Source organism: Yersinia pekkanenii (assembly GCF_001152565.1).
GTDB lineage: Bacteria > Pseudomonadota > Gammaproteobacteria > Enterobacterales > Enterobacteriaceae > Yersinia > Yersinia pekkanenii.
This window is the reverse complement of the sequence record NZ_CQAZ01000008.1, coordinates 64,549-71,032: the sequence shown is the minus strand read 5'-3', so window position 1 is coordinate 71,032 and position 6,484 is coordinate 64,549. Positions and strand designations below refer to the sequence as shown.

Genomic DNA, 6,484 nt, shown 5'->3' with positions numbered 1-6,484 from the left:
GGCGTGGCGTAATAACTTACGCCACGCCGTTATTCCTTCACCACCTGAGCACCGCACCACAAGTTACCCCCCTTAACGGACACCACGGTCATCGGCAATCACGCTATCAGGTTGAGCGACACGCAAAAATTTAATATCGCATAAACTTGATATAAGCCTGACGGGGGTTTCTGGCATGATGTCGACCTATAGATGTGATATATTATTGGACATAACGCGCAATGATTATCATAACAATTTGAATTTAAAAGGTATTAAGTTATATGGCAACTGTAGGCATTTTCTTTGGCAGCGATACTGGCAATACCGAAAACATTGCCAAGATGATCCAAAAGCAATTGGGTAAAGATGTTGCTGAGGTTCACGACATTGCCAAAAGCAGTAAAGAAGATTTGGAAGGCTTCGATATCCTACTGATTGGTATTCCAACCTGGTATTACGGCGAAGCACAGTGTGACTGGGATGACTTTTTCCCCACACTGGAAGAGATTGACTTCAACGGCAAGTTGGTTGCATTGTTCGGTTGCGGTGATCAGGAAGACTACGCAGAGTATTTCTGCGATGCAATGGGTACCGTGCGTGACATCATCGAACCGCGTGGCGCGGCGATTGTTGGTCACTGGCCAACTGCTGGCTACCATTTTGAAGCCTCCAAAGGCCTGGCCGATGACGACCACTTTATCGGTCTGGCAATTGATGAAGACCGCCAGCCGGAACTGACGAATGAGCGGGTCGAAGCTTGGGTAAAACAGATTACTGAAGAACTGAACCTGTCTGAAATAATCGGTTAATTTGCCCTGTCGGAAACGCTATGGTGGTATTCAACACTGCCGGGCGTTTCCGTTGCCTTTCATGCCTCTCGCGATACTCTGTTAAGCCGCCCACAGATCCACATATTCATCCATACAAAATGAAAATAAACCGCTACAAATTTGTAACTTTATCCCTCGCCACTGTACACTTGAATAATGAGTTATCCCCATCCATCAATACACCGCATGATTAATCTGGCAAAGTGTGCAATTATATCTTTGTTAACAACCACGGTTTTCATTTGGGGCTAGCAGTTCTATAATGAGACGCAATTGAGAATATTGCGCCACGGATGTCATAGGCTGAACAGCCTTAATTTGAATCGATAGTAACAGGACTGAATCCGCATGACTGACAACAACAAAGCCTTAAAGAACGCAGGCCTTAAAGTAACACTGCCCCGGCTTAAGATTCTGGAAGTGTTGCAAGATCCGGCGTGTCATCACGTCAGCGCGGAAGATCTTTATAAAAAGCTGATCGATATCGGTGAAGAGATTGGTCTGGCGACGGTTTACCGTGTGCTGAATCAGTTTGATGATGCCGGTATTGTGACCCGCCACAATTTCGAAGGCGGTAAATCGGTCTTTGAATTGACGCAACAGCAGCATCACGATCACCTGATTTGCCTGGATTGCGGCAAAGTGATTGAATTTAGCAATGAAAAGATCGAAGAACAGCAACGTGAAATTTCTAAACAACACGGTATCAAGCTGACTAACCACAGTTTGTATCTGTACGGCCATTGTGAAACCGGTGATTGCCGTGAAAACGAAGCTGCTCACAACAAAAGATAATGTTGTTTTATCGCGTTAACTTATAAAGATTTTTAAGCACTGCTGAAATAAACAATCCGCAAGATGGCCACCTTTCCCACATGTAATCCGAGATCAACTCGGGTGGGAGTCAGGTGGTCATTCTTATTCATATCCTACCTCAATTTAGAAGCAAAAAAATCCCCGGACTCGCCGGGGAAAAAAACCATCAACTCAACTTCACCTAACATTGTTTAACCAAAAATAAGCAAACAGGTAATAACATCAGACACAACTTTTGATCCCAATAGTCAGACTTTAACTGGCTCCGCACGACTACTACGCTTGCCATCAGGGCTGGTTGAACGAATCATCACATCACCGCTCACCTTCGGTTGTGCCTTGACATCATACTTCTGCCACTGTTTACCACCATCAGTGGAATACTCGATAATCAGGCCCGGCAATGAAATATTGGCTTCCAACTGCCCAGCAACCACTCGCGCCCCCGGAACAGGTAAACGGTATGCAATACCGGCCTTATCCAGTTTTGCCAGTTCACGTTGACCCATGATGTTAGCAAAACGCTGCCAGTCTGAGCTTAGCGCCTTGGTATCGACCATATGGGTCTCACCGCCTTTGTACTCACGACCCGCTTTATAATCTTGCTCCCACGATGCGCGGTGCCAGGCACGCTCTGCCAGTGGCAATACGCGTGGGAACACCATGTATTCCATCTGTTCATCAGTACGGACGGTTTCATTCCATGACTGAGCGGAGATACCGTGTACACCCGGCCATGGTTTATCACTTTTCGCGCTGAAGTGATTACCGTCACGGTCAACGGAAGTCTCGGCGTTTTGCGGCATATTGTCTGGCGCAAAGCTGAATACTTTCGCCTCGTCAGTAAAGCGGGTTGCCCAGTAGTAACCGCGTTCATTCGGGTTAACTTCATAGGGCATATCGAAGTAAACATAGTCCGGATTGGACGCCACCACTTCGTAGCCTTTATTGGCCCAATCGTTAATTGAATCAGCACCACCCCAGTAGAGGGTATCCCAGAAGTTGACGCCGACACGCTTGGTCGCAAAGGCGTTAGAATCTTTGGCGTCTTTCAGACCATCCTGCCAGGCTTGCATTTTTTCGATACCATGGGCGTTAACCAGTTTGCTAACTTCAATTGCGAAGTAGCTGGAAAGATGCTCAACATCCTGAATTTTGCCTTGCTTGATCCTATCCTGACAAACCTGTGATTTAGCCCACGGCTTATCTTCAACACTCTTATCAATGATGCCTTTACCTGGCTCAATTGGGCCGTTTTTGTCCTGGAAACCGGCCCCCAGACGAATGTTTTTCGCCTCATCGCCACCAAAGTGCCAGGTAGTCAGCGGCATACCCGCTTCTTTATGCATCTGAGCCATTTCGCCAATCACTTTATCGACAAAACGCGTCGAAGAATCCAGACAAGGGTTCAGATAGCTTTTACGTTCATAGAACTGAACCGACGTGGTGTTGGAGTCATCTGTCGGATCTACCAGACGGAATTCGTTAGCTTCTTTTTCTTTACCCTGCTTCATCAGATTGTTGTAACGGGCTTCCATCGAAACCACTGCCGCACGGGCATGTGCTGGCATATCAATTTCAGGGATCACATCAATCTGGCGCGCTTTAGCGTATTTCAGGATCTCGATATAATCATCGCGGGTGAAGTGGCCGCTACCCAGATTATTGCTGTCGGGACCCGATCCCAACTGCGGCAATAAGCAGGTGTTTTCTGTCAAATCATGGCAACGTTTGCTCCCCACATCCGTCAGTTCTGGCAGACCTGGAATTTCAATACGCCAGCCTTCATCATCACTCAGATGGAAGTGGAATTTATTCAGTTTGTAAGCCGACATCTGATCCAGCAAACGTAGCACCGCATCTTTGGTTTTAAAGTTACGGCCAACATCAAGGAAGACACCACGGTATTCAAAGCGTGGGGCATCTTTCGCATCAAGGGTGGCAATCTTCTTACTGCCGTCAGTTGGCACTAAAGACAGGATAGATTGCAGGCCATAGAACACACCGGTTGGGTCAAAACCAATAACCTGTGCCCCTTTCTCACCGATTTTTAGCTCATAAGCCCCAGAAACGGCTAGCTCACCGTTGAATGCCGCAGGCTGAATCAAGGCTTTAATCGGGAAACCGGCTGAGTTCACCTTCAGGCCCAGTAATTCGAAACGCTGTTGTGCCGCATCCGCAGCCGCTTTAGGTAATGCACTCAGATCCAGCGCCACACCCTGGCTCAAATCCACATCTTGCTTATAAACCTTAACCTCCATCGGCGTGGGGATAATCTGCCCGCGCAAGTTAGCCGCAGATAAGGTTTTCACTGCTTCATTTTTAACGAAACGTGATTCTGGCGTCATCAGCACGTTATTATCGTCTTTGGTGCGCTTCCACTGATCGCCGGTAAACTGCGTCAGATATTCATTAATATCTTCAGTATCGGTGCTTTTTAACACTTTTGGCTTAGCATCACCGGAAGTGGCATACCAACGCGGCATAAAGTCAGTGGCAAACAACTGCCAGTACTCACCGGTGATCGGAATGTCAACCGCCTGATTGGCAGGGAAGCCGGTGAATTTAGCGGTAGGTTCAATCTTATGCAGGTCGCCGGTCAGGTGAGTAATTTTAAATTGGTCATTATCAACTGTCAGAATCTGACGGATGCTGTGGAAGTAAATGGCCCAATCCTGGCCTTTGATCTCATCCCCGGTGTTGGTCAGAGTAATCATCACTTTATTACAAGATGCCCAATCGGCACCCAGTTTGGCGCAATCCACGCCATTATCAGCAGCACGGTTATCCAACAGTTTATAGTTAACTTTCAACGTACTGAGTTGATCAACAACCTGCTGATTGGTGGTGTCTGCATTTGCGTACCCCATCAAGCCGAAAGTTGCGGTCATCGCCGCTAACGCATTTAATTTAAATTTATTCATCACTAACCTCGTCCGTAATGGTTAATTGCTGCTGGTGGAGTTGCTGCTACTCGCGTTATTGCTACGAATTTCCTGCCAAAGTTTGCCGCATTGCGCATCATAAGCCTGACCATTGCCAGTATGTGCCGCATCAATGCAACGCTGATAATCCAACACTCGTACTGTTTCTTTCTCGGCAAAGACCTGATGCGCCTTCTCTTGTTTCAATACATTCAACACCGCCTTGCACGGGATCAACCTCTCCGGTGAACCTTCACTGGCTGTGATACAGGCACTGTAAGCTTGTTTCAGTTTGCTATCTTCTGGCTGGATCGGGGTTTGTGGCGCACAGGCACTTAATCCCAGTACGGCAGCAAGAATAAAAAGCGTTTTCTTCATGGCAGGCACTCCATAATGCCCCGGCATGGTTACCAGGGCGGGTTATCAGAAAGTAGTCAAAATCAGAAGATCGTAAAGGGTGCAATTACGATGAATTTGACGTCTTTTTCATCCTGGAATACGTTGCCAAAACCACCACCATAGCTTGGGATATTGGTGTGGTTGTCGTACATGGTGTAGTGCAGTTTGAACAGCGTGCCTTTCGCGCGGCCTTCTTGCAGCGTGTAAAGAACATCAAAGTTCCATGCAGATTCTTTCAGACGGGTATTTTGGTCATAGATTGGGTTAGTACTTGGTTTGGCATCCCAACCATAAGCATAGGAGGTTCCCACCGCCCAGCCGGCTAAATTCCAGTTTTTCAGGTCATACATCACGCCGCCAAACAAGGCTTTTTCGCCGTTGGCGTTAAAGTCAGAGCGGGAATCCCACCAAACGTCCAAACGCCCGTTAGACGTGGCATAACCTGGTGTCATACGTTGCAGGAAGTAGCCCTGATTACCATCAGCTTTAGCCCAAGTTCCTTCCAAACGTAGGTCAAATGGCCCAGTGGTATAACCCAGTGTCAACGCTTGCAACCAGGCTAAGCCGTCATACACGTCGTTCACATTGGCTGGGCCGCCATCAACTTTATCCTTTGCACCGTAGAACTGGTAAGAAGTGCGTAGATCATTGCCAGCAACCGGGAAGGCGTAAGAAGCCTTGGCGAAATACTGGTCCATGTAATCTTTAGCCTGACCAAATGCCGCTTCCATCACCAACTTGTTTTTAAAGTCGTATTTAGCACCAATTGATTGCAAGTAGCTTATACCGGTCACACCATCGGCCTGACGGAAGTTATACATATTCTGATACCAAGGTGCTTTATATTCATCGGTCCACATGTAAGACATGGACAATGCACCCGCCGTATCAAAATCAAATTTAGCGCCGCCTTCAGCACCGCGATAGGTCCCTGGCATAAAGCTCCAGTGTGGAGCCAGCAACGTTTGGCCGGTCGGTTGGATGTAACCACCACGCGCCCAGAAGTCACCAAATTTAAATTTGGCCGCCGCTTTATAAACACTGACACCGCTCTTATCGCCGGTCCATTTTTCATCCCAACGGGTTTTAGCATCACTAAAACCAATTTCGTTCGGGGCCGCCGGGCCACTGTTGGTCATTTCAACTGCGCCGAAGGCCGCTAAGTCGATACCAAACATGTCTGCCGCGTAGCCAGAGGAAAAGTCCAGATTGGCGTTAAATGTGGAGTGATGCAGGTTAGCAACGTACTTACCATACTCTGGACTGTTTGGATTTAGATCCTTACGGTCACGCTGGCGCTGCCAATAATAAATACCACCGGTCAGTGACGAATCATCAATAAAACCTTCAGCCTTGGCCTCTGGGGCTGCCATAAACCCCGTTCCTAACAATGCACCCGCGACAGCGAGCGCTAACGTTTTGCGTTTAGCACCGTGCGTAACCATATGAAAAAAATCCTCTTTGACATCACATTTAAAGTGCGTTGCCTGTGTCCACCACAGCTCACAGGTTCAGCCTCAAAAAAACCCTAGG

Annotated in this window: 5 protein-coding genes; 2 read left to right on the top strand and 3 right to left on the bottom strand. The window is 47.7% G+C overall.

From position 1 onward, the window contains the following. Positions 1–263: 263 nt before the first annotated feature. A complete protein-coding gene (gene fldA / locus AEP37_RS05730) occupies positions 264–791 on the top strand; it encodes a flavodoxin FldA (protein ID WP_049611176.1) in 528 nt (175 codons plus the stop codon). A 369-nt stretch (positions 792–1,160) separates the two neighbouring features. After that, positions 1,161–1,607, top strand: coding sequence for a ferric iron uptake transcriptional regulator (fur, locus tag AEP37_RS05725; RefSeq protein ID WP_049611174.1), 447 nt, complete (start codon positions 1,161–1,163; stop codon positions 1,605–1,607). 269 nt (positions 1,608–1,876) lie between these two features. Here the strand turns inward: fur and AEP37_RS05720 are convergent, their stop codons facing one another. The 3 genes from AEP37_RS05720 to chiP form a co-directional block, all read right to left on the bottom strand. Further along, positions 1,877–4,552: a beta-N-acetylhexosaminidase gene (locus AEP37_RS05720; RefSeq protein WP_049611171.1), complete on the bottom strand. Its 2,676-nt coding sequence runs from the start codon at positions 4,550–4,552 to the stop codon at positions 1,877–1,879. Between the two features lie 21 nt (positions 4,553–4,573). Then, on the bottom strand, positions 4,574–4,930 hold the full coding sequence (chiQ, locus tag AEP37_RS05715) for a ChiQ/YbfN family lipoprotein (protein ID WP_049611168.1): 357 nt from the start codon (positions 4,928–4,930) through the stop codon (positions 4,574–4,576). A 62-nt stretch (positions 4,931–4,992) separates the two neighbouring features. After that, positions 4,993–6,396: a chitoporin ChiP gene (chiP, locus tag AEP37_RS05710; RefSeq protein ID WP_049611165.1), complete on the bottom strand. Its 1,404-nt coding sequence runs from the start codon at positions 6,394–6,396 to the stop codon at positions 4,993–4,995. Between the last annotated feature and the right edge of the window lie 88 nt (positions 6,397–6,484).

Excerpts from the sequence above, each read along its gene's own strand:
- fldA (WP_049611176.1), top strand. The coding sequence starts at position 264 with ATGGCAACTGTAGGCATTTTCTTTGGCAGCGATACTGGCAATACCGAA.
- fur (WP_049611174.1), top strand. The coding sequence starts at position 1,161 with ATGACTGACAACAACAAAGCCTTAAAGAACGCAGGCCTTAAAGTAACA.
- AEP37_RS05720 (WP_049611171.1), bottom strand. The coding sequence starts at position 4,552 with ATGAATAAATTTAAATTAAATGCGTTAGCGGCGATGACCGCAACTTTC.
- chiP (WP_049611165.1), bottom strand. The coding sequence starts at position 6,396 with ATGGTTACGCACGGTGCTAAACGCAAAACGTTAGCGCTCGCTGTCGCG.
- chiQ (WP_049611168.1), bottom strand. The coding sequence starts at position 4,930 with ATGAAGAAAACGCTTTTTATTCTTGCTGCCGTACTGGGATTAAGTGCC.